We start from the raw sequence: 20,890 nt of genomic DNA, 5'->3' as shown, positions 1-20,890 counted from the left end.
TTTCCGATGACCATCTCGACCGGAGGCCCACCGATGCCCCCTCAACCGAACGAAACCCAGCGATACGGGCTGCGTCAGCGCGCCGACGCCGTACTGACCGCCTCTTTCAGACTCATCCTGATCACGATGCTCGCACTGGGCGCCGTGGTGGTGTTGCTGCAAATCGCCGGGCTCGTCACCGTGAACGCCGGCCTTGTCGAGGGCGCGGCGGACGCCCTCCAGCCGACCCTTTTCGCGATCTCCGCGGTTTTCGGTGTCCTCACCCTGCTGCTTGCCTACGTCCGCGGCTGGAGGAGCGGCGAATGAAGCTGTTCAGCGAACAGGCGATCCTCACGCAGATCCGCAGCGTGCTCACCGCGTGGGGAATGCCGAAAGACGCTGTCGACACCACCGCGGCGGCGATGGTGTACGCGGACCTGTCCGGCATCGACTCCCACGGGATCTCGATGCTGATGATGTACGAGAAGTTGCGCGGCAACGGGCACCTCGATCTGCACGCCCGGCCCGTCGTGGAACGCGAGAACGCCGCGATGGCGCTGCTGGACGCGGGAGGCGGCCTGGGGCATCCCGCGGCGGTCGCGGCGATGAACCTGGCCATCGACAAGGCACACTCCGCCGGCGTCGGGATCGTGTCGGTGCACAATTCACGTCATTTCGGCGCCGCCGGGTACTACGCGAACTTCGCCGCCGAGGCGGGACTGGTCGGGCTCGTGACGGCCTCAGCGAAGGTCACGAGCGTGGTGCCCACCGGTGCGGCGGTGCCCATGCTGAGCACCAATCCGATCGCCTTCGCCGCACCTGCCCGGCACAACCCGCCCTTCCTGCTCGACATGTCCACCAGCACCGTCGCCTCCAACAAGGTCAAGGTCTACGACCTCCACGAGGCCACGATGCCCGAAGGGTGGGTCGTCGACGAGTCGGGTCGCCCGGTGACCGACGCGGGCGAGGCGATGGCCTGGATCCACAACCGCACCGGTGGCGGCCTGACTCCACTCGGCGGATCGGGCACCACTGGCGGCCACAAGGGCTACGGGCTCGCGGTGATGGTGCAGATACTCAGTGCCGCGCTGTCCGGAGCCGATCTCGCCGCCACCCGCCGACCGGGAGCGGCCGAGGACATAGGGCACTTCTTCCTGGCCCTCGACCCCGGCTTCTTCCGCACTGGCGACGAGTTCCTCGACGACGTGGACGAACTCGTCGACACCCTGCGCGCCACCCCGCCGGCCAAGGCAGGCACACCCGTCCAGGTCGCCGGTGATCCCGAACGACGCAATCGTGAACGACGCCGGACGCAGGGAATTCCCTTGCCCGACAGCCTGATCACGAAAATCGCGGCGATCTGCGAACGGGCGCACATCCCGCTGATGCTCGACCACCCCATCCAGGAGAACTGAAGCCGATGTACGACTTCTGCGTGATCGGCGGCGGAATCGTCGGCGCCGCCACCGCACTGAAGCTGCTCGAGAGGCGGCCCGACGCCAGCCTGTTGCTGCTGGAGAAGGCGACCCAGCTTGGCGTCCACCAAACCGGCCACAACAGCGGCGTCATCCACTCCGGCATCTACTACGAGCCCGGCAGCCTCAAGGCCGAACTGTGCCGCCGGGGCGCGCAGGCCACCAAAGAGTTCGCCGCGGCGAACGGGATCCCGTTCGACGTGTGCGGCAAGCTGCTCGTCGCCACTAACCAGGTCGAGCTGCGCCGTCTCCATGACCTCGCCGAGCGCGCCGAGGTCAACCAGCTCGAGATCGAGCACCTCGACGCCGCGGAGCTCCGCCGCCGCGAACCGAACATCCGCGGTGTCGCCGCACTCCTGGTCCCCAGCACGGGCATCATCGACTACGGACTCGTCACGGCAGCGATCGCCAAGCGCATCGAAGCCGCGGGCGGGCGGATCCGGACCTCGACGGAGGTCGACCGCATCGACGAGAACGGCGACGCCGTCGAAATCGGAGCGGGCGAGCAACGCTGGCCGGCGCGCCGGCTCGTGGTGTGCGGCGGGTTGCAGGCGGACCGTCTGGCCCGCCTCGCCGGGATCCGCACCGACACGGCGATAGTGCCGTTCCGCGGCGAGTACTACCGGCTTCCCGCCGCGCGCAAGGACCTCATCCGCCATCTCATCTACCCTGTCCCGGACCCCGATCTGCCGTTCCTCGGCGTGCACCTGAGCCCCACCGTCGACGGCGGAATCACCGTCGGCCCGAACGCGGTACTCGGGCTCGCGCGGGAGGGCTACCGCAAGTTCAGCGTCGACAAGGCGGATCTCGCCGAACTCGCCCGCTTCCCCGGGCTGTGGCGGCTGGCGAAAGCGAACATCGCCACCGGCGCACGGGAGATGAAGAACTCCTTCTTCAAACGCGGTTACCTCGCCGAATGCCGCAAGTACTGCCCCGCACTGCAGGTCGCGGACCTCCTCCCGCAGGAGGCAGGCATCCGCGCCCAAGCCGTACGCAAGGACGGCTCGCTGGTGCACGACTTCGAACTCGAACGCACGCCGCGATCGGTGCACGTGCTCAACGCCCCCTCCCCCGCCGCGACCTCCGCGCTGCCGATCGGCGAGCTGATCGCCGGGGAAATCCTGTCCGCCCACTGACCCACGACACCGACCGTCGCCCGAGGACCGCCATGCTCATCGATGAACTGACCAGCTCGTTCCGCCCCGTGGACCTGGCCCAACCACTGCATCCCGCGATACCGACGTCCCCGAACCATCCCGGATACCGGCACAGTCTGCTCCGCCGCCACGGCGACACGGTGCGCGAAGACGGCAGTTCCGGCGCCAACGACCTGCTCGTGCTCGGTAGCCACACCGGCACTCACATCGACGCCCTGTCCCACATTTCGCACCGCGGGCAACTCCACGGCGGCGCGGACGCCGCCGAAGCCGCGCGTGGCGGTCGCTTCAGCGTGCACGGCGTCGAGACGATCGCCCCGATGCTGCGCCGCGCGGTGCTGCTCGACCTGCCCGCACTCCACGGGGTCACCCGGCTCGACGCGGGTTACGGCATCAGCCCGGACGAACTCGCCGCCGCGACCGAACTCGCCGGCACGCGGCTGCGCTCTGGGGACATCGCCCTCGTCCGCACCGGATGGTCCCAGCTCTGGGAACAGCCGAGCGCGTTCCTGGGCACCGACACCGGGGTGCCCGGCCCCACGGCGGACGCGGCGCGATGGCTCGCCGAGCAGCAGGTCGCCGTCACCGGCTCGGACACCACCGCCTACGAACACATCCGGCCCGGCACCGGGCACGCCCGGCTCCCGGCCCATGTCGTCCTGCTCGTCGACAACGGCATCCCCATCATCGAAATGCTCCAACTCGAACGGCTCGCCGCGACCGGTCACCGCGTCGCCGCGATGGTGCTCGCCCCGCTCCCGCTGGTGGGCGCCACCGGTTCACCGGTCCGCCCCGTCGCACTCGTCCCCGCCTGAGCCCTCCCGCCCATACCGGACACGTAACCACCCAACGAGGGGTGACCCAAGTATGACCACCAAACCCACCGAAGGTGCCGACCCGGACGCCAATCCCGGCAAAGCAGCAATCCGCCGGATCTCCTGGCGGTTGATGCCGTTCCTGCTCGCCGGTTTCCTCATCGCCTACATCGACCGGTCCAACGTCGGCTTCGCCGGCCTCCAGATGAACGAAGACATCGGCCTCACCGCATCGATGTTCGGGTTCGGCGCGTCGATGTTCTTCTTCACCTACGTGCTCCTCGAAGTCCCGAGCAACCTCGCCATGGCCCGCGTCGGCGCACGCATCTGGATCACCCGCATCATGATCACCTGGGGACTGGTGGCCATGGCCACGGCGCTCGTCCAGGGGCCGGTCTCCTTCATCATCGTGCGCATGCTGCTCGGCGCCGCCGAAGCCGGCTTCTTCCCCGGAGTGATCCTCTACCTGACCTACTTCTACCCGGCCGCATACCGGGCACGGGTGTTCGCGCTCTTCAGCGTCGCCATTCCCCTCGCGAGCATCGTCGGCTCCCCGCTGTCGGGCCTGCTGCTCGGGCTCGACGGCACAGTAGGACTCGCCGGCTGGCAATGGTTGTTCATCGTCGAAGGCGTCCCCGCCGTACTCCTCGGGCTGTGCGCGCCACTGATCCTGCCGACCGGACCGGCAACCGCGAAATGGCTGCCAGAGCAGGAGAAGACTTGGCTCAGCAGCACCCTGCGGGACGAGGATTCGACGGTCGAAAAGCCGGCTCGACGGTTGCCGCTGAAAAGGATCCTGCTGAGCCGCCGGGTATTGCTGCTCACCCTGATCTACGCCGGGACCGCGGCGATCAGCCAGGGGCTTTCGTTGTGGCAGCCGCAGATCATCAAGAGTTTCGGTCTCAGCAACGCGCAGGTCGGCTGGATCAACGCCGTTCCCTTCGCCGTCGCGGTGATCGGCATGCTGCTCTGGAGCCGGTTCTCCGACCGACGCAACGAGCGGGCCCTGTCGACCGCCATCCCCATCGTCGTGGCCATCGTGGGCCTTGCCTTCATCCCGGCCGCTCGGTCCCTCCTGCCGTTCGTCCTTCTCGCCAGCGTGGTCCTGATCGGCACCTACGCATCCAAGGGCCCGTTCTGGGGCCTGAGTACCGAAACCCTCTCCCGCCGCGAAACCGCCGCCGGCGTCGCACTGATCAATTCTCTCGGGTCACTCGCCGCCTTCGGCGGGAACTGGATCATCGGCGTCATCAAGGAGAGCACCGGAAGCTTCGTACTCACGCTCCTGCCGCTGCTGGGCATCAGCGTCGCAAGCCTCATCGCGCTGGCCGTACTGGTCCTTCTCCGCCGCACCCAACGCAAAGAACGACACACAGAGCCCGCTCAACGATCGGTCTGACTGTGGCCGGAAACCGCAACATCCAGCGACGGCACGACCTCGTCCGCGTCGGTGTCGAAGGAAGCCATCTCGCGCATCACCGACACGGTCGTGAGATAGCCCCAGCCGGTCCGCGGAGATCCAGTACGACCTTGCCGGTGATCCCGTTTTCCACTGCTTCATGCGCGGCCGCTACGTCGTCGAGTTCGAAGGAGTGCACGGGTAGAGGTGAGAGCAGATTTTGTTCCAGCGCTGAGGTGACCTCGGTTGCCGCGCGCAGTAGCGCGTCCCGCGGTTCGGTGAGGAACAACGCGAACCTCAGCACAAGGTTCGGCCACATCAACCGGAACACCGGCAGCGTCGGGTCCACCGGCTGCGCCGCGTAGGTCACGACCGTCGCCCCCCCCGGGGCGGCGACGGCCAGGTCCAGTTCGATGTTGTCGGTCATCACCCGCACGATCCGCGCCCCGTAGCCGGCGTAAAAAGCGGCGACGTAGCCGTAGCCCAGCCGCGGCCCGGACCGCGACGCGCGGTCGAGGTTCCTCCAGACACCACCGGCCCGGATGTCGCCGAGCTTCTTCACTTCGATGTGGATCAGCTCACCGGGCCGGTCGTGTTCGGAGCGCCGCCACCGGTTCGGGCTGTTTGTCGCGGGGCCGGGCCGGTGGCGCGCAGGTGCTCGCCGTCGAACACACCCAACATCCCGCCCGGACGGGCTGATCGCGTTGACCCGCAACGAGGTCCGGCGTCAGTCGAACCGGCTCGTCGTTGAGCCGGCCCGCCGCATCGCCGACCTCCTCAGCTGGTCTTCGAACACATTTCTTCTGACGGCGACGCCACCGATATCGCGCCCGCACAAGCCACTATCAGCGCCGAGCAGGAACGTGATCACGAAGTCGCGCCCTGAAATACCAGTTCCCATCCGGTGAGGTTTCCCCCCGAGAATACGAGACCCTACTTGAGCGCGGCCACGAGCTTTTCGAGCGTCTCCCACTTGACGGTCGGGGTGAGATTGAACGTGAAGTACGTGATGCCGAGCACCTCGTGAAGCGACCGGATCCGATCGGCCGCCGCCTCGACCGGGCCGGGCAGGTAGGCCGTCAATGTGCGCAGCTTGTCGTCGGAGACGCCCGGGGCGAGGAACCGGAGGACGGACAGGTCGTTGGGATCGTCGATGCCGACCTGGAAAAAACTGAACGCCAGTTCGATGTCGGCCGATCGGTCACCGGCCTTGTCTTTGAAGAACGTCACGCGTTCTGTTAGATGATCGCGGGTGGCCATGCCGGGGAAGGCGACGATGTCGGCATGCTGGGCCGCCGCGGCCAGCATCCGGTCCCCGATGCCCGCGATCATGATCGGCGGCGGGGTCTGGGCGGGCGCGGGGTTGTAGTCGGAGCTGGACAGCAAACGCCGGATCTCGACCGCGTGCTCGACGACGAGGTCGACGCGGGCCCCAGCGCTCGGAAACGGCAGTCCCGCAGCGTGGAACTCTTCCTCGACGTATCCGGTGCCGAGGCCGATCTCGAGCCGGCCGCCGGTCGCGGAGTCGACGCTGGCGAGATCGCGGGCGAGCAACGCGGGACGGTAGAAAGAGGCGTTGATGACCATGTTGCCGACCCGCAACGACGGGGCAGCCTCGGCGATCGAGATCAATGGTGGCAGCGGCGCTGGCATTCCCAGGTGGTCGGACAGCAGGACCACATCGAAGCCGGTCTGTTCGGCGCGGCGAGCCTCCTCCTTCATCTGAGGAATCGGCCCAACCATGCACAAACCGAAGCGCAAGGGACGGGAAGTCATCTGACAACCTTTCATACTGGTCAATACTTCTCATATAAACCGAATACTGGGCTGTGAACACGGAATTCTGGAGACGGAGACTGCGGGCCGAACCTCCATCCCGCGAGCGATCCACTCTTCACCTCAGGTACTACACCAGGCCCACGGTCACAGACCCACAAACCGGGGAACGACGAGCCCGCAACGTTTCCTTGTCGCCAGAAATTTCTTCGACGGACAGGCACAGGTCAGCCTCCGGTCGCTTCCCATCTGGTGGTGTCTGTCAGATGCGGAGCCCACGAAAGTCGAAGCAAACCACACGATGACGTTGCCGCGGTGCAGGTCGGCGAGCAGCTCGTCCGGAGCGGCGACAACGCACTGGGAGCGCCCACCGGCCTTCGGTGGACGGTGCGCTGGCCGGACATCGCGCTTACCCTCGTGCCGATCGCCGTGGCTAGCCCCTGGCGCACGTCTCTCTGCGCGCCGACTCCGCGCGGCGCGGTGGGCGCGGCTACGGCGACCGACAGCGGCGAAGGCCGGGGCGGCAACGTCTGTCAAAGGGCGGCATCCTGTCCCCCACCACACGACCGAGAGGAATCCATGTCGAACGACGCGCCGGACGCCCCGGCAGCGGTCACACCAGAAGCGATCTACGATCTTCGCCGCCGGCTCGACGGCTACCGGCCCGCCCGGGTCGCAGCTGCGCCCGGCTGGAGCCGGGGTGTTCCACTGGACTACCTCGGCGTGCTCGTCGAGTACTGGCGGACACACTACGACTGGACCGTTCACGAGGACCGGATCCGTCGCCTCCCCTGGGTGATCGCCGGCGGCGAGCACAAGCTGCGGCTCGTGCACCAACGGGTCGGTGCCGAGGCACCGACCCTGGTGCTGCTGCACGGCTGGCCGGACTCCATCCTGCGCTTCGACCGAATCCTTCCCGAACTCGCCGACGTGAATCTGGTGATCCCGGCCCTGCCCGGATTCCCTTTCGCGCTCCCGCTGCCGGATGGCGGCCTTGGCTCTGTGGCGATGGCGACTCTCGTCGGCGAGGCCCTCGAGGATCTCGGCTACCCGCGCTACACCCTTTCCGCCGGCGACATCGGATGCGATGTAGCCGAAGCGCTCGCGGCACAACGTCGGGCGGAGGTCGCGTCCCTGCACGTCACCGACATCTCCCAGATCCACTATCTGGTGAACCCGCCGACGGATCTTTCGGAGACCGAACTGGCGTACACGCGCCACGGCACGGACTGGCAGCGGCGCGAGGGCGGCTACATGCACGAGCAGGCGACGAAGCCACAGACCATCGCGGTGCCCCTGTCCGACTCGCCCGTGGGCCTCGCGGCATGGATCCTGGAAAAGCTGCATGGCTGGACAGACTGCGGCAACGACGTCGAGTCCGTCTTCTCCCGCGACGAACTCCTCACCTGGATCTCGGCCTACTGGTTCGACGGATGCATCGGCACCTCCTTCGAGCCTTACACGGTCGGCGCCGATATGAACTGGGCACCGATCACCGCGCCGACTGCGGCGACCATATTCCCGAAAGACCTGGTAAACGCGCCTAGGGAGTTTGCTGAACGCTACTTCGACATCCGCTGGTGGCGCGAGTTCGACCACGGCGGACATTTTGCCGCCTTCGAACACCCCGCCGACTACCTCACCGGCGTTCGCGCCGCGCTCGAGCTCGCGGAGCAGAACCAGTAGTGACCGGGACAGGAGCCGACATGACCTTTGCCTGCAACGTGGATCGGGCTCGCTGCTTCGATGTGGTGATCCTCGGCGCCGGATCTCCCGCCGACCGCACCGTCCAGCGCGTGGACCGCACGCCCGCACGTGTGTAATACGTTCCACCGCAGCGATCACTGCCACTCGGGAGACGCCCGAAGCGCGCGGTCGAGCGCCGTCAGGGCCACGAGCAGCGCGCTGGCCACCGCCAGCACGACCGCCAGCGCGTGCAGGGCAGGCGTGGTCGCCCCGTCACGGAAGCAGGCGCCGATCACCGTGGCCGCGCCGATCGCACCGAGGAACTGCGCGGTCCGGAACAGTCCACTCGCGATGCCGATCGCGTCCGGGTGCGCCTGCCGGTACAGCACCGTTTGGCTGGCCAGGCTCACCAGCCCCTGCGACACACCGAACAGCACGTTCATCGCGAGCAGCACCACCAGCGGCGTCCGGCCGTCCACGAAGGCCAGTGCGACCACCGCTCCGGTCAGCACGGCCGCGGCCCCGGTCAGCCGGACCCAGGTGCTGAGGCGGAACGGGATCGCGGAGAACAGCACCGCGGTACCGGACAGCGGCAACAACAGCAAGCCGGTGCCCGCCTCGCTCAAACCCCGGGAGGTGTCCAGCCACTGCACGTAGCCGAACAACACCGCGTAGAGCACGAGGAACGTCAACGCCTGCCTCAGGTAGGTGCGCAGCAGGGGGCCGACGACGATGGACGGGCCGAGGTGCAGGAACGGCGCTCGGGCGCGCCGGGTCACCGGCACGAGCAGACCGGCCGCCAGAGCGGCAGGGGCCAGCAGCCACAGGTTCCGGGGGGCCGGGAACATCAGCAGCAGCATCACCGCCAGCAGAGCCACCGAGAACAACCCGATCCCGGCGAGGTCGACCGGGGTGTCCGGGGTGGTCGCCGACCGGTCCCGCGGCACCCACAGCAGGGTGAGCGCGAGCACGACCACCGCGAGCGGCGCGTTCACCACGAATACCGCCTGCCAGCCGAAGGCGGACACCAGCAACCCACCGAGGGCGGGGCCGACCGCGGCGACGGCCTGCGAGCACACCGCGAGCACGGCCAGTGCACCGCCGGACGTCTCCGCGCCCGAGTGCCGCCGCAACACCGCCATCGCCGCCGGGAACGCGGCGCTGGTGCCGATCCCGATCACCAGGCGCAACCCGACCAACCAGCCGATCGACACCGGCAGCAGTGCCACCAGCCCGGCGGCGAGGGTGAGCAGACTGCCCCCGACCAGGGTCCGCCGGGCCCCGAAGCGGTCCACCAGCAGGCCGACGACCGGCTGGCCGAGCGCCGAGCCCAGGTAGAGGCCCGACACCAGCCACGCGGTGCGATCCGGGCCCACCCCGAAGGCCTGGCCGATCGGGATCAGCGCCACGGAGATCAGCGTGGTGTTGACCGGGTTGAGGATCGTGCCGGTGGCCAGCGGGACCAGCAGCCGCACACCGATCCCGGTGCGCGGCCGTGCCCGGACCGTCATGACTCGGTCTCCGCCAGCCCGTAGATGCGTCGTGCTGTACCCGCGAACAGCGCGGCCAGCTCCGCCGCCGACGCGCCGACGCTGATTCGCTTGAACGCGTTCCACAGCGTGGCGTACCCGGTGCCCATTTTGTCCACCGGGAAGTTGCTCTCGAACAGGCACCGGTCGGCGCCGAAAGCCTCGATACACCCGATCACCCACCGCCGCCACACCCTCGCGAGTTCCTCGGAGGTCGGCGGGACCTCTGCGGTCCGGTAGTCGTACTCGGCGAGGCGGCTCACCAGCCCGCCGAGCTTGCACACGATGTTGGGCCGCCGCGCCAGCTCCCGGATCGAGGCCAACCACCGGGCGTGCACCTCGTCCAGCCGGCCCGCGTAGGGGCCGTACCCGAGCGGGAATCCGCAGTGGTTGAGCACGATCGTCAGTTCCGGCACGGCGTCGGCGAGCGCGATCACGTCGTCGAGCTGGTGGTGGAACACCAGCGCGTCCAGGGTCAGGCCGAGCCGCGCGAGCGTCCGGGCACCCTCGCGGACCGCCGGGTCGGCCAACAGGTTCGGGCGCACATACGGGCGGCCGTTCTCGATGGCGTCATCGGCATCCCAATGCGCGGAGTACCGGATTCCGGCGAACCGCTCCGGCGCCACCGCGAGGTGCGCCCGCAGCACCTCCTCCACTCGTGCGCCCAGGCTCAGATCGGCGAAGCCGACGATGCCCTCGGCAACCTTCGCCGGCCCCGGCTGCCGCGCCGTCTCACGCAGCACGAACTCGGTCTCTCCGACCGGCCGGAGGTGCTCCGGCCCCTCGGTGCGGTAGTGGGACACACAGTCGATGTAGACAGTGGACACCACGTTGTGGCCGGTGGCGAGATCCCCGGCGAGATCGCCCGCGAGGTAGGCAGCGGAGCCGATCTGCCACAGGTGGTGGTGGGCGTCGACGATGGGCAGCTCGGGATCGATGATCGGTTCGGCGGGCTGCTTGCTCAGCCACTGCTCGTCCGCCGGGTGGATCCGGCCGAACTCCGACGGACGCCCCGCCGCGCCGAACAAGTCGACTGCTGCCATGATGCTCGCTCCTAAGTTCCAAATAATGGAGTTCTAATTCGCAGATAATGGATACAGAGTCGGCCTCGACGTGGAGTACCGTCAAGAAATCGGCACACCGAGTCGCAGACTGTGAAACTGGGTGGGAGCAAGCAGACATGGACGAGCGCGCGAGCAGGACCGAAGGCGGGGAGACGGCACGGCGGGCATTACGGCTGCTCGACACCGTCGCCCGGAGCTCGAAACCCCGGCGGATGGCCGAGCTCAGCGAGGAGGCCGGGATCAACAGGAGCACCGGCTACCGGCTGCTGCGCATCCTCCAGGAAGAGGGCTACCTCGAACACACCGCCGACGGATACGGCGTCGGCAGCAAGCTCGTCGCCCTCGCCGCAGCCGCCCTACCCCGCCACGACGACTACCTCGTCGCCCGTCCGCTGCTGCGTGCACTGGCCTACCGCACCGGCGAGACCGTCGGGCTGCACCGCCGCAGCGGCGACCGCGCGGTGCTCGTGCTCACCGCGGAGAACCAGGACCACCCACTCCGCCACGTCGCCCAGGTCGGCGAGTCCGTGCCACTGGCGCGCGGCTGTACCGGGATGTCGATGTTGGTTCAACTGCCGCCGCACGAGGTCGAGCAGGTCCTCTCCCGCGCCGGCGCGGGAGCCGCCACCGCGCCACAGGACGTCGCCAGGGCCCGCGAACGCGGTTGGTCGTACAGCGTGGAGGCCAACCACGCTGGCATCGCGGGCTTTGCGGTGCCGGTGCCCGCAGATGACCGCCGGGCCGAACCCATGACGTTGGGCGTCTCCGGACCGCTGGGCCGGATGAACCAGGAGGTCGCGCACCGCTTCGCCCCGTTGCTGGCCGAGGCCGCGACACGACTGGCCGAGCTGGGAGTGAACACCGGCCGGGCGGGCTGACCCGAACTCGGTCTCCGGGTCAGCCCGCCCGGCGCGCAGGTTCCGCAGCAGGAGTGGTGGCGGGATTCCACCTCCAGGAGCGCGAGCAGCCCGGGAAACCTCTTCTCGACGTCCGCGCGTCGCAGCCCAATGCTCTTGCGGTTGCCCTAGTCGATCTCGTCGATCAGACCGCCCTCCCGCAACACCCGGAAGTGGCGGGCCTGGGTCTGCTTCGAGATCGGGAGAGCGAACGAGTTGCAGCCCCGCTCGCCGTCGCCCCGGTCGGCCTGCTCCTTCATCCCCGAACGACGGTGTTCATCGGCGAGGGCCCGGAACACCGTACCCTTAAGGTACGAATTTCATCGTGTCTGACCGGGCGGTGGTCGCCCGCGCCACCACTGCCGGACGGTCGTGCTGCTCGGGGACGCGGCGGCGCGTACGCCCTCGCGGAAGACTCGCCGGCCATCCCGGTGACCATGCCAACACCTTCGCCGCCTACGAGTCGCGACTCCGCCGTGAAGTGGGCCCGCGGCAACGACGCGTCGGCCTGCTCTCCCGGCCCATGGCGCCTCGTACCCGCCCGGGCCTCGCGGCGCGCAACACGGTGGCCCGCGCAGTCGGCCGCACGAGCCGGGTCGCCAGCCGCGGACCGCCAGCAGGAGAAGCGGAACGCGGCACCCCGGTCTCCAAGGCACTACGGCTGCGCGTCGTCCGCCGGGGAGGCCTGGCCGGCGCGCTCCGCCCACCAGCGTCGTGCCAGGCTCCGCACCAGCCGGTCGCCGGCCGAGGTGCGCGCGAAGAACCGCTGGAACAGGACCGGGCCGCAGAGCATGGCGTACTCATCCGCCGTCAGCTGCGCTCCCGAAGGCGCGAGCAGCGCGTTCAAGGCGGCCCGGCGATCGGTGACGATGGCACGCAGGGCGTTGCTGGACCCCGGATCCTGGTCGGCGTGCGCGATCAGGGCCGTCAGGGGTGACGCGTTCCCCGCGTCCTGCATGCCGTCGCGCATACCGGTGAGGAACGCGGCGACGATCTCCTCGGGAGACCCGGACCCGCCGGGCATCCCCTCCCCCGCCCGTTCCAGCGCCAGATCGACGAACAGCGCCTCCCGCGTCGGCCAGTGCCGGTACAGCGTCTGCCGCGTGACGCGCGCCCGCGTCGACAGCTCCTGGTAGGTCACCGCCGCGGGGCCACCGTGCGCCAGCAGCGCGCGAGCGTGGGCGAGGACGTGCGCCTTCGTACGGCGGACGCGGGGATCCGGTGCGATGTCGCCTTCCATCCAATAATCATACAACTCGACCTTTAACACACACTGTGTATGATTGTTCGTCATGAAGGGTATTCGTTATCACCGCTACGGCGGGCCCGAGGTACTCGAGCTCGCCGAAGTACCCGAACCACACCCCGGACCAGGACAGATCCGGATCGCGGTGCACGCCGCCGGGGTCAACGGGATGGACTGGAAGGTCCGCGCCGGGCACCTGCGGGACTTCGCGCCGGTAACGTTCCCGGCCGGCACCGGCCTGGACGCCGCGGGAATCGTCGACAAGGTCGGTCCCGGCGTCGAGGACGTCGAGATCGGCACGGCCGTGTTCGGCACCGGGGCGCGCACGTACGCCGAGTACGCCGTGCTGACCGCGTGGGCGAACAAGCCCGATCAGCTCGGCTTCGCCGAAGCGGCCGGCTTCGGCGTCCCGGTGGCCACGGCGCAACGAATCCTCGATCAGCTCGACGTCGTGGCAGGTCAGACGATTCTGATCAGCGGCGCGTCCGGCGGCGTGGGCTCGGCCATGGTGCAGTTCGCCACCGCACGGGGCGCCCGGGTGATCGGCACCGCCAGTGCCGCGAACCACGCCTACCTGGAACGGCTCGGCGCCATCCCCACCGTCTACGGCGACGGTCTGGTCGACCGCGTCCGCGCACTCACCGGCGACGGCGTGGACGCGGCGTTCGACATCGCCGGCTCCGGTGTCATCCCCGAGCTGGCCACCGTGACCGGGAACGCTGCCAAAGTCCTCTCCATCGCCGACTTCTCCGCCGGCGAGCACGGCGCGCAGGTCTCCAGCGGCGGCGGCGACCGGCGGGCTGCGCTCGCCGAGGCCGCTCGCCTCGTCGAGGCAGGCGCGCTGCACATCCCGGTGGCCAGCACCTTCGACCTCGCGCAGGCCGCGGACGCACAGACCACCAACGAGACCGGCCACGTCGCGGGCCGGACCGTCATCGTCGTGCGCCAGGAGAGGTGAGCCGGAGATGACCCCCGTGACCACCATCGTCCACTTTTCGATGCCGGTGCAGAACGCCGACCGGTTCCTCGCCTTCTGGCAGGACGACATCCGGCCCGCGGTCGAGCGCCAGCCCGGCCTCATCAGCGGGACCTTCCACCGATACCTCGACACCGACAGCCCGTTCCAGTTCGTCAACGTCGCGCACTGGGAGAACGCCGAACTGCTCGCCGCCGCGCTGCACACCTCCGTCCAGGAGATGCACGACAACGGCATCGACATGTTCGAGGTCATGCGGGAGCTCGGCGTGGCGGTCTCACAGAACAACTACACGGAGGCCGTGCGCTACCAGGGCACGGCCGCGACGTGACCACGCTTGAGATGACCCGGAAGGACGTTCTCGCATGACAGTCGTACTCATCCATGGGGCACCCGAGACCCCGGCGATCTGGGCCGGCCTCATCGCACAGCTCGACCGGCCGACCGTCACGCTGCAGCTGCCCGGGTTCGGTCGAGGCTCGGGGCCCGGGCTCGACGACAAGGACGCCTACGCCGACTGGCTCGCGCACGCCCTGCAGGACATCGACGGCCCGCTCGACCTGCTGGGGCACGACTGGGGTGGCGCCCTCGCGACACGCGTCGTCGCGACCCGGCAGGTAGCGGCGCGCAGCTGGGCCAGCGACGTGATGGGGACATGGCATCCCGGCAACGACTGGCACCCCATCGCCCGCCTGTGGCAGTCCGCCGCCGGGAGGCCGCGCTGCGTGCCCTCCGCGACCACGACGCGGCGGCGACCGAGCGCCACTACGGGGTCCCCGCGGGCGGGTTCGCCGACCTGCTCGTCATGCAGGGCATGCCTCGGGAACTGGCCGAAGAGCTCGAAGGCGAGCACGACGAGGGGATGAGCGCCGCCATGCTCGCGCTTTACCGGTCGGCCGTGCCCAACCTGCACGCCGACTGGGGCACGCAGCTCCCTGCCCGCATGCCGGCTCCGGGTCTCGTGCTGTCGCCGAACGGCCACCCGTTCAACGAGGCCGAGCAGACCGAGGAGATGGCCGCCAAGGTCGGTGCCCAGCTGGCGGTCCTGGAAGGGCTGGGCCACTCCTGGATGGTGACCCATCCCGCCACGGTCGCCCCGATCCTCACGACTTTCTGGAACGCACAAGCGGAACAGCAGGCCGAGCACCACGAGCGGAGTGCCGTGCCCAGCATGGAGCAATAGCGGACCAGGATCAGTTCAGAAGGTCGATCACCATCCTCGACGACGCGGGCACAAGCCGGGGCACTTGCCGCTCCTCGAATCGCTGCTTGCCGGTTCCGGGCGGCCCACCGTCGCCGAGGCGGCTGGCGGAGCCTCCGGCGCCCTCGCCGAGGACGTCGCCGGGTGCCTGGCCCGCACCGGACCGCGATCGGCTGATCCGCCCCGTCACGAGGCGCGCACCTGCTCGCCGAGATGGCCCCTGGCGCCGCGGCGGTCAGTGCAGCATCGCCGCGAAGGCGCTCCGCAGCTCGGCTACGTAGCAGCCCGGCACCTCGCCGCCAAGCTCCCAGAAGGCTCGGGTCTCGGCCAACCCGGCGAGCTCGCGTTCGCTGAGTTCGCCGTCCTCGGGTGGCACCTCGACATAAGGGGTGAAGGTGTGGAGTGCCTCGACACGGTCCGGGTACCGCGCCCCGAGCGCAGTCGTCACGCGACCTCCCCAGTCACCGCCGGCGGCCACGAAATGGCCGTAGCCCAGCCTCGACATCAGGACTGCCCAGGCGTCCGCGGTCCGATCGACCGACCAGCCCGTCGTCGACGGTCGGCCGCTCGGCCCGAAGCCGGGGAGGGCTGGAGCGACCACATGGAACGCCGCTGCGCCGGGCTCAGCCGGGTTCGCGAGGGCGTCCGCGACCTCAAGCGGTTCGATCACCGAGCTCGGCCAGCCGTGGGTGAGCACGAGGGGTCGCGCGTCGGCGCGCGGGGAGCGCACGTGGAGGAAGGCTTCCCAGCCTCGATACCCCCGAGCCGCCGTCGATGAAGCGCGACCGACCCGGCCGGGCCCGGCAACTCCGTGCCAACCAAGTCGAGCAGCTGATCGCCGACTACCAGTCCGGCGCGACGGTGTACGAGCTCGGTGACCGGTTCGGCATCGAACGGCGGACGGTCAGCAACATCCTCCATCGTCACGGCGTGCCGATGCGCCGCCGCGGCCTCACACCCGAGCAGGTCGACGACGCTATCCACCTCTACAACCTCGGCTGGTCCCTCGCGCGAGTCGGCGACCACCTGGACGTCAACCACACCACGGTGCTGAACAAGCTGCGCGAACGCGGCATCCCGACCCGAGACACCCACGAACGCCCGCGCATCGAAGCAGGTGGTGCTCGATGACCCGTGGTGCAGCGGTGTCGACGCGAACGGCTTCGGACGGGGTCACCGCCGTGCAAGCCGGTTTCGCCAGTCAGGTACCCGCCCCGCTTCCGCGACGCCGGCCGCGGTCATCGGCCCGGAAGCCGACGGCCCCCCGAACCGGCCGGACATCGGTCACTCGTGATCGGGGTGCGGGAGGCCGGGACGCGACGGATCAGCGACGCCGTCAGCGGCTTCCAGGCCGAGCGTGGCCAGCAGCGAAGCGCAGTCTTCGGCGTCGCTTGCGGCTGAGGCGACCAGCCGGGCACCGCGATACCGCGGAGCGGGGGTGAGCCCCGTGGAGCCGGTCTCTTCGGGTGGTATCGCGGCGCGCCTCATCGGTCTGGCAACAGACACTGGGGTGCCGGTACCCCGGGATTCGCGGTGGTCACCAGTTCCTCCGCCGGGATGGTCCATTTCGGTGGTACCGCGGGGGACGAGAGCGGGACACGCCAGCAGCCGGCAACGACGTCAGCGGCTGATGTGCCCATCACAGTCCGAAAAACGACACGGTGCCGGGTCCGGCTCGGATGCCGAGCGGGCGCACGACGTACCGGTCGTCGCGACCACGAACCGGTGCGTTCACCGGATCTTCTCGGGGATCTCTTCGAGTGTCCGCAGCAACCGGATCGCCAGTGCGCGGGCTTCTTCGGCGGACAGCGGCGAATTCTCCTTCACGGTGTTCTCGACGAGGTTCACTCGCTGCTCGTAACGGGTCACGAAGTCCATGACTTACCTTCTTCTCTCGATGACACACGGCGTACTCATCCGATGGTGGGGAGGTCTCCGGTCCACCGGACAGGGGGAGCACCCTTCCCGAAGGACCGATGTCACCGACGGGTGCGGCCGGACGGGTCGTACGCCCGCTTGCCGTGCGCAGCAGACCGGCGATGCGGAAAGCGTTCGGCCTCGTCTCCGGAAGCGGGTGCCGGGGTGTACACGGGCTGGCGGAACAAGCTCCCGTAGCGGCTGTCCTGGGGTGTGGTGAGCGTCCCGGGGCGGGGTTGTTCCGCGATGGGATGGCTGAACAACGATTTGTCCATGGTGGGAGTACTGATCAGGAAATCCTTTCGGGTACGCCGCCGGAGGGCGGCGTCGGGAGTGCGAGCGGCGGGGCCGGGCCGCGGACAGGTCACCAAGTCGACGTGCTCGGGCGCGGGCTTCAGCTCGGCCGCGGTTCGGAGAGGGTGGTTTTCGGGTCCGACGGCATGTCGGTGCTCCCGTCCCCGGTCGCTGGCAGTGCCGGATTGGGGCCGAGGACGGCGCAGGTTCGACCACTTGCGCACGAAATGCTCTCGGTCAACACCCAGCGTACACGACGGCCGCGCGGAGTGTGTTAAGACTGGGTTCTAGCGAAGGGGCCCTCGTGGACCAGCTCAGTCTCGGTGTCATCGCCCGTTCTCGCAAGGAGAACGAACGGCGGCTGCCGATCCACCCGCACCACCTGGACCGGATCGACGCCGATCTCCGGGAACGCATCTACCTCGAACACGGGTACGGCGAACCTTTCGGCGTACCCGACGAACACCTGGCGCGCGCGGTCGCTGGCCTGCGTACGCGGGAGCAGCTCATCGCCGAATCCGACGTCGTCCTGCTGGCCAAACCCCTGCGGGAGGACGTCGCGGAACTCCGGGAAGGCCAGGTGCTGTGGGGCTGGCCGCACTGCGTGCAGGACGCCGAACTGACCCAGCTGGCCATCGACCGGCGGCTGACCGTGATCGCCTTCGAGGCGATGAACCACTGGCGGCGCGACGGCTCGTTCGGGCTGCACGTCTTCCACAAGAACAACGAACTGGCCGGCTACTGCTCGGTCCTGCACGCCCTGCAGCTGATCGGCTCGACCGGCGACTACGGCCGCCGCTTGCGGGCGGTGGTGATCGGCTTCGGCGCGACCGCGCGCGGCGCGGTGACCGCGCTGAACGCCCACGGGATCCACGACGTCGAAGTCCTCACCGCTCGCGGCCTCAGCGCGGTCGGCTCACCGATCCATTCCGCGACGATGGTCCACTTCGACCACGACAAGAACCACCCGGGCGACCCTCGCCGCAGCCACGCACACACCGCCCACGGCCGGGTGCCGCTGGCCGGGTTCCTCGCCGAGCACGACATCGTCGTCAACTGCGTGCTCCAGGACACCGAAGCGCCGCTGACCTTCCTCATCGAAGACGACCTCGCCGCGCTCACCCCCGGCAGCCTCATCGTCGACGTCTCCTGCGACGTAGGCATGGGCTTCAGCTGGGCGCGGCCCACCACGTTCACCCGGCCGACCTTCCCGGTCGGCCACGGCATCACCTACTACGCCGTCGACCACAGCCCGTCCTACCTGTGGAACTCCGCGACCTGGGAGATCAGCGAAGCCCTGCTGCCACACCTGCGGACAGTCCTTTCCGGACAGTCCACTTGGGACGGAGAGGAAACGGTGCGGCGGGCCATCGAGATCCAGGAGGGCACGATCCGCAACCCCGCGATCCTGTCCTTCCAGCAGCGCGCGCCGGAATACCCGCACCGCTCCCGGCGGCTCAAGGCACCGGAACCGTCCACCTGAGACAAGTGCCGCCGCCGGCCGGGCGTTCGAGCCGCAACGCCCGCCTGGGTGCGCAAGCTGGAAGCCGGGGACGCCGCCGCGGTCCTCGCCCTGCGGGCCCGGCTTTCCGGGCGCGACCGGCACCTGCGGTTCTTCGGCCTCGGCGTGGCCGGGCTGGCCGAGCTCTCGACGCAGCTGTCCCACAGCTCCGGCGTCGGGCACACCGCCGTGGGCTGCTTCCTGCACTCCCGGCTGGCCGGTGTCGCCCGCTACGACATCCTGGCCGACCCGGCCGAAGCGGCGGTCGCGCTGGTCGTCGACGGTCGCGGCCCGATCCTCGGCGTGGCGGCCCTGCTGCTCGAACAGCTCGCCGTCTCGGCGGAACACGAAGGCGTGCGGATGCTCGTCGCCGACACCGACGCGGAAAACGCGAAGATGCTCGGCGTTTTCGCGGCACTGGGCATCCCGTTCCGGCCGGGACTGCAGCGCGAACGGCCCGCTGCCGCGGAACGAAACGTCCCTCCTCCGGAGTAGAATCGGCATTGTCCGAGAGCATTTCGCACGCCGGCGATCAAGCCCGCGTCGTTTTCGGCCCCAAGTCCGGCCAGTGCCTTCCGGCCGGGGACGGGAGCACCGGCATGAAGTCGGTCCCGCACACCACCCACGCCATGCGCTTCGCCCAGGCGGCCGACGAACTCCGCCACCACGCGCCGCGGCTGCGGCTCAAGCCGGAAGCACCCATCACGGGGTGGGTCGACGGCGCCTGGTGGCCCCTTTCCCTGGACCTGACCGTCGAACTGCCGTCGCTGCTCCCGACACTGACCGCCCGGCTGGGCCGGATCGAACGGGTCACCTACCACCTCGCGGCCTGGCCACCCACCCCGCGCCGGCTGCGTTCCGGGGACGAGCACGGCGACGTCCGGCTCGAAGGCTTCCGATCGCCGCACGCCGCCACCCTGACCGTGATCGGGGTCGGCGCGCGCCGCCGGCTGACGCTGCTGGTGATCCCGCCGGACGCCGATCCGGACCTCGCGCACCACGCGCTGCTGACCGCGGCACGCCGCGGCAACGACGACACGGTCGACACGCTGCTCGCCGCCCTTGACGAGGACACAGCGGTGCAGCGCTGGGAGGTCGAAGGCGGCCGGATTCCCACGCAGGCGGAACCGGTGGACGCGTAGCCGTCCTCAGTTCGCTCCGCCGCCGGATCCCGGTGGTGTGGCGTCGAGGCGGGCGTGCAGCCGTTCCCGGATCTCGTCCGGGGTGTAGGCCCGCCGCCGTCGTTCCTGGCGCGCGATCACCACCCCGGTCGCGGCGACCCCGACGAGCCCGGCCAGTCCCAGTGTCTTCCACCAGCGCATGGGCCTAGGCTACTGCCGTGCCGGGGACCGAGCTCGATCTCGACGAAGCCGTGGCCGTGACGCGCACGGGCGACCTGTGGCTGTTCCGGGGCCGGTCCGCGGCCGACCGCACGATCCGCGTCGTCACGAACAGCCCGGTCAACCACGTCGGCATGGCCGTGGTGATCGAGGACCTGCCGCCGCTGATGTGGCACGCGGAGCTGGGGAAGAGCCTGCCGGACGTCTGGTCGGGATCCCACCACCGTGGCGCTCAGCTGCACGACCTGCGCCAGGCGGTGCTCGTCTGGGCCGAGCGGTATCACCAGCGGGTCTGGCTGCGCCAGCTCGACCACCCGGTCACCGCGGAGCTGGAGGACGCCGCCCTGCGCACGATCGCGCGGCTCGACGGCACCCCGTTCCCGTCGACCGCGCGGCTGGCGTCCCGCTGGCTCGGTGGACGGCTGCCGTCCCGGAAGCGGGACGTCGCCCGGGACACCGGCCTCGAGTCCGGTTACTGCGCCGAGATCGTCGCGCTGACCTACGAAGCCATGGGCCTGCTGCCGCCGGGCCGGCGGCCGAACTGGTACGATCCGGGCCGCTTCTGGAGCGGCGACCACCTCGACCTGGCCGGCGGTGCCACCCTGGGCGCCGAGATCGCCGTGCGCCTGCCAGGTTGAT

Annotated in this window: 24 protein-coding genes and 1 pseudogene; 16 read left to right on the top strand and 9 right to left on the bottom strand. The window is 69.4% G+C overall.

Features of this window, described 5'->3' with window-relative positions:
- Positions 1-6 precede the first annotated feature (6 nt).
- From BJY18_RS28205 to BJY18_RS28185, 5 genes are read left to right on the top strand one after another with little or no spacing between them, the layout of a single operon-like run.
- Positions 7-306 (top strand): hypothetical protein, encoded by a 300-nt coding sequence (locus BJY18_RS28205; RefSeq protein ID WP_184782943.1) that lies wholly within the window; start codon positions 7-9, stop codon positions 304-306.
- Complete coding sequence (locus BJY18_RS28200) at positions 303-1,394, top strand: Ldh family oxidoreductase (protein WP_184782942.1); 1,092 nt, start codon at positions 303-305, stop codon at positions 1,392-1,394. Before BJY18_RS28205 ends, BJY18_RS28200 begins: the two co-directional genes overlap by 4 nt.
- Positions 1,395-1,399: 5 nt before the next feature.
- Complete coding sequence (gene lhgD, locus BJY18_RS28195) at positions 1,400-2,590, top strand: L-2-hydroxyglutarate dehydrogenase (RefSeq protein ID WP_184782941.1); 1,191 nt, start codon at positions 1,400-1,402, stop codon at positions 2,588-2,590.
- Positions 2,591-2,622: 32 nt separating this feature from the next.
- On the top strand, positions 2,623-3,426 hold the full coding sequence (locus BJY18_RS28190) for a cyclase family protein (protein WP_184782940.1): 804 nt from the start codon (positions 2,623-2,625) through the stop codon (positions 3,424-3,426).
- A gap of 52 nt (positions 3,427-3,478) precedes the next feature.
- Positions 3,479-4,825: an MFS transporter gene (locus tag BJY18_RS28185; protein ID WP_184782939.1), complete on the top strand. Its 1,347-nt coding sequence runs from the start codon at positions 3,479-3,481 to the stop codon at positions 4,823-4,825.
- A 76-nt stretch (positions 4,826-4,901) separates the two neighbouring features.
- Here the strand turns inward: BJY18_RS28185 and BJY18_RS28180 are convergent, their stop codons facing one another.
- Together BJY18_RS28180 and BJY18_RS28175 are read right to left on the bottom strand one after the other, a co-directional pair.
- Positions 4,902-5,387, bottom strand: a complete 486-nt coding sequence (locus tag BJY18_RS28180; protein WP_221457991.1) for a zinc-binding dehydrogenase — start codon at positions 5,385-5,387, stop codon at positions 4,902-4,904.
- Positions 5,388-5,758: 371 nt separating this feature from the next.
- The gene (locus tag BJY18_RS28175; RefSeq protein WP_184782938.1) at positions 5,759-6,601 is read right to left on the bottom strand and encodes a TIGR03621 family F420-dependent LLM class oxidoreductase; all 843 of its coding nucleotides are present in this window, start codon (positions 6,599-6,601) and stop codon (positions 5,759-5,761) included.
- Between the two features lie 579 nt (positions 6,602-7,180).
- Between BJY18_RS28175 and BJY18_RS28170 the strand changes: the two genes are divergently transcribed.
- Positions 7,181-8,287, top strand: a complete 1,107-nt coding sequence (locus BJY18_RS28170) for an epoxide hydrolase family protein (RefSeq protein ID WP_184782937.1) — start codon at positions 7,181-7,183, stop codon at positions 8,285-8,287.
- Positions 8,288-8,442: 155 nt separating this feature from the next.
- Here BJY18_RS28170 and BJY18_RS28165 read toward each other — a convergent pair whose 3' ends face one another.
- Entirely contained in the window at positions 8,443-9,798 is a 1,356-nt protein-coding gene (locus BJY18_RS28165) for an MFS transporter (protein ID WP_184782936.1), read from the bottom strand.
- A complete protein-coding gene (locus tag BJY18_RS28160) occupies positions 9,795-10,859 on the bottom strand; it encodes an amidohydrolase family protein (RefSeq protein ID WP_184782935.1) in 1,065 nt (354 codons plus the stop codon). The genes BJY18_RS28165 and BJY18_RS28160 overlap by 4 nt, the downstream gene beginning before the upstream one ends.
- Before the next feature lie 137 nt (positions 10,860-10,996).
- On the opposite strand from BJY18_RS28160, the gene BJY18_RS28155 reads away from it, so the two are divergent.
- Positions 10,997-11,758, top strand: a complete 762-nt coding sequence (locus tag BJY18_RS28155) for an IclR family transcriptional regulator (RefSeq protein WP_184782934.1) — start codon at positions 10,997-10,999, stop codon at positions 11,756-11,758.
- A 146-nt stretch (positions 11,759-11,904) separates the two neighbouring features.
- On the opposite strand, the gene BJY18_RS37545 is transcribed toward BJY18_RS28155, so the two are convergent.
- On the bottom strand, positions 11,905-12,036 hold the full coding sequence (locus BJY18_RS37545; RefSeq protein ID WP_281393713.1) for a hypothetical protein: 132 nt from the start codon (positions 12,034-12,036) through the stop codon (positions 11,905-11,907).
- Positions 12,037-12,431: 395 nt separating this feature from the next.
- On the bottom strand, positions 12,432-13,016 hold the full coding sequence (locus BJY18_RS28145) for a TetR/AcrR family transcriptional regulator (protein ID WP_184782933.1): 585 nt from the start codon (positions 13,014-13,016) through the stop codon (positions 12,432-12,434).
- Between the two features lie 52 nt (positions 13,017-13,068).
- Here BJY18_RS28145 and BJY18_RS28140 point away from each other — a divergent pair, with 52 nt between their 5' ends.
- The 4 genes and pseudogenes from BJY18_RS28140 to BJY18_RS28125 all read left to right on the top strand — a co-directional run bounded on the left by BJY18_RS28140 (position 13,069) and on the right by BJY18_RS28125 (position 15,181).
- Positions 13,069-13,980, top strand: coding sequence for an NADP-dependent oxidoreductase (locus tag BJY18_RS28140; protein ID WP_184782932.1), 912 nt, complete (start codon positions 13,069-13,071; stop codon positions 13,978-13,980).
- A 7-nt stretch (positions 13,981-13,987) separates the two neighbouring features.
- On the top strand, positions 13,988-14,329 hold the full coding sequence (locus BJY18_RS28135) for an antibiotic biosynthesis monooxygenase family protein (RefSeq protein ID WP_184782931.1): 342 nt from the start codon (positions 13,988-13,990) through the stop codon (positions 14,327-14,329).
- 34 nt (positions 14,330-14,363) lie between these two features.
- A pseudogene (locus BJY18_RS38120) lies at positions 14,364-14,645 on the top strand (alpha/beta fold hydrolase); the annotation flags it as partial.
- Between the two features lie 47 nt (positions 14,646-14,692).
- Positions 14,693-15,181: an alpha/beta fold hydrolase gene (locus BJY18_RS28125; protein ID WP_246458996.1), complete on the top strand. Its 489-nt coding sequence runs from the start codon at positions 14,693-14,695 to the stop codon at positions 15,179-15,181.
- 253 nt (positions 15,182-15,434) lie between these two features.
- On the opposite strand, the gene BJY18_RS28120 is transcribed toward BJY18_RS28125, so the two are convergent.
- Positions 15,435-15,929: an alpha/beta fold hydrolase gene (locus tag BJY18_RS28120; RefSeq protein ID WP_184782928.1), complete on the bottom strand. Its 495-nt coding sequence runs from the start codon at positions 15,927-15,929 to the stop codon at positions 15,435-15,437.
- Between the two features lie 44 nt (positions 15,930-15,973).
- Here BJY18_RS28120 and BJY18_RS28115 point away from each other — a divergent pair, with 44 nt between their 5' ends.
- A complete protein-coding gene (locus tag BJY18_RS28115; RefSeq protein WP_184782927.1) occupies positions 15,974-16,330 on the top strand; it encodes a helix-turn-helix domain-containing protein in 357 nt (118 codons plus the stop codon).
- A gap of 600 nt (positions 16,331-16,930) precedes the next feature.
- On the opposite strand, the gene BJY18_RS28110 is transcribed toward BJY18_RS28115, so the two are convergent.
- Entirely contained in the window at positions 16,931-17,077 is a 147-nt protein-coding gene (locus BJY18_RS28110) for a DUF6307 family protein (RefSeq protein ID WP_184782926.1), read from the bottom strand.
- A gap of 637 nt (positions 17,078-17,714) precedes the next feature.
- Here BJY18_RS28110 and BJY18_RS28105 point away from each other — a divergent pair.
- The 3 genes from BJY18_RS28105 to BJY18_RS28095 all read left to right on the top strand — a co-directional run bounded on the left by BJY18_RS28105 (position 17,715) and on the right by BJY18_RS28095 (position 20,053).
- A complete protein-coding gene (locus BJY18_RS28105; protein ID WP_184782925.1) occupies positions 17,715-18,893 on the top strand; it encodes a N(5)-(carboxyethyl)ornithine synthase in 1,179 nt (392 codons plus the stop codon).
- A gap of 48 nt (positions 18,894-18,941) precedes the next feature.
- A complete protein-coding gene (locus BJY18_RS28100; RefSeq protein WP_184782924.1) occupies positions 18,942-19,406 on the top strand; it encodes a GNAT family N-acetyltransferase in 465 nt (154 codons plus the stop codon).
- A gap of 104 nt (positions 19,407-19,510) precedes the next feature.
- Positions 19,511-20,053: a DUF5994 family protein gene (locus BJY18_RS28095; protein WP_246458994.1), complete on the top strand. Its 543-nt coding sequence runs from the start codon at positions 19,511-19,513 to the stop codon at positions 20,051-20,053.
- A 6-nt stretch (positions 20,054-20,059) separates the two neighbouring features.
- Here BJY18_RS28095 and BJY18_RS28090 read toward each other — a convergent pair whose 3' ends face one another.
- On the bottom strand, positions 20,060-20,233 hold the full coding sequence (locus tag BJY18_RS28090) for a hypothetical protein (RefSeq protein WP_184782923.1): 174 nt from the start codon (positions 20,231-20,233) through the stop codon (positions 20,060-20,062).
- A 17-nt stretch (positions 20,234-20,250) separates the two neighbouring features.
- Between BJY18_RS28090 and BJY18_RS28085 the strand changes: the two genes are divergently transcribed.
- Positions 20,251-20,889: a hypothetical protein gene (locus BJY18_RS28085; RefSeq protein WP_184782922.1), complete on the top strand. Its 639-nt coding sequence runs from the start codon at positions 20,251-20,253 to the stop codon at positions 20,887-20,889.
- The last annotated feature ends 1 nt before the right edge of the window (position 20,890 follow it).

Origin of the sequence: Amycolatopsis jiangsuensis (assembly GCF_014204865.1) — a bacterium.
Classification (GTDB): Bacteria; Actinomycetota; Actinomycetes; order Mycobacteriales; family Pseudonocardiaceae; genus Amycolatopsis; species Amycolatopsis jiangsuensis.
This window is presented reverse-complemented; position numbering and strand designations above follow the sequence as displayed.